At 58.3% G+C, this 1,078-nt stretch carries 2 protein-coding genes; both read left to right on the top strand.

Features of this window, described 5'->3' with window-relative positions; all coding sequences use genetic code 11:
• The first annotated feature begins 100 nt into the window (after nucleotides 1-100).
• Nucleotides 101-526, top strand: coding sequence for a helix-turn-helix domain-containing protein (locus tag F6X37_RS35815; RefSeq protein ID WP_262420170.1), 426 nt, complete (start codon nucleotides 101-103; stop codon nucleotides 524-526).
• Entirely contained in the window at nucleotides 523-1,071 is a 549-nt protein-coding gene (locus F6X37_RS35810; protein ID WP_187614673.1) for an IS630 family transposase, read from the top strand. Before F6X37_RS35815 ends, F6X37_RS35810 begins: the two co-directional genes overlap by 4 nt.
• The last annotated feature ends 7 nt before the right edge of the window (nucleotides 1,072-1,078 follow it).

Below are 1,078 nucleotides of genomic sequence, written 5' to 3'. Positions count from 1 at the left end.
TAAGTGGTCCTGGTAAATCTGTTTGAATTTCGCTAACCTGGCGCGTTTAACGCCGGGGTAGCGGATGAAGTGTGTCGTCGAACTGAGCGAAGCCGAGGAAATGACGTTGCAACAGCTGTCGATCAATCACAGGCATCGTGACACGCGCACGCGAGCGGCGGGCCTGCTGATGCTCGGGCGCAGGATCAAGCCCAGGATCATTGCCGAGCAGCTTGGTGTGAGCGGACAGAGCGTCTATAACTGGTCGCACGCATGGCGCGAGAGCGGCGTGTGCGGCCTGATGAGCCACCATAACGGTGGCCGTCCGCCAGCGCTGTCTGACGCAATGATCACCACGGCCCTTGAGGTGGCGCGAACCGAGTCGTTGACCCTTGCGCGGATTGGACAACGCGTGCAGGCCATTCACGGAGAACCGCTGCCATGCCGGATCGAAACGCTCGGTGAGGCACTCAAGCGCGAAGGTTTCTCGTTCAAACGCAATCGCTATGCGCTCAAAAAAAGCGCAACGAAGAGGAGTTCCAGTTGAAAGCGGATACGCTCGGCAAGCTGCAATGTGCCGCGCGCGACGGTCAGTGCCGCCTGTTCTATTTCGACGAGGCAGGCTTCCGTGCGGCGCCGCCCGTTCAGCGAAGCTGGTCACCACGGGGATTGCCCCACAGTATCGAGCCCAACAGTCATTGCAAACGCAGCGTCGTGGGCGCGCTTGACTTCGGCAAGAACAACTTCATCTACGCCGCGAGCGCCAGAACAGTGAAAGGCCCTGACGTCGTCGAATTTCTCGACTCGCTGATCAGCAAGGGCGATGGCCGTCCGACTGTGATCGTGCTCGACAACGCGAGCATCCATCACAGCATTGATGAGGACACACTGGACCGCTGGTTTCTCGAACACAAGGCACTCCTGTTCTATCTGCCGCCGTACAGTCCCGAGCTGAATCTGATCGAGATCGTCTGGAAGCACTTCAAATACCACTGGCGACGCTTCGTCACCTGGACCCGGGAAACCATCGACGCTGAACTTGCTGAGCTGCTCGGCGGATACAGCACCAGATTTCAAGTCAATTTCTCGTGAACACTTA

Origin of the sequence: Paraburkholderia sp. 31.1, assembly GCF_014397645.1 — a bacterium.
GTDB lineage: Bacteria > Pseudomonadota > Gammaproteobacteria > Burkholderiales > Burkholderiaceae > Paraburkholderia > Paraburkholderia tuberum.
Note: the sequence above shows the minus strand (reverse complement) of the source record. Positions and strands in the feature narration are given on the sequence as shown.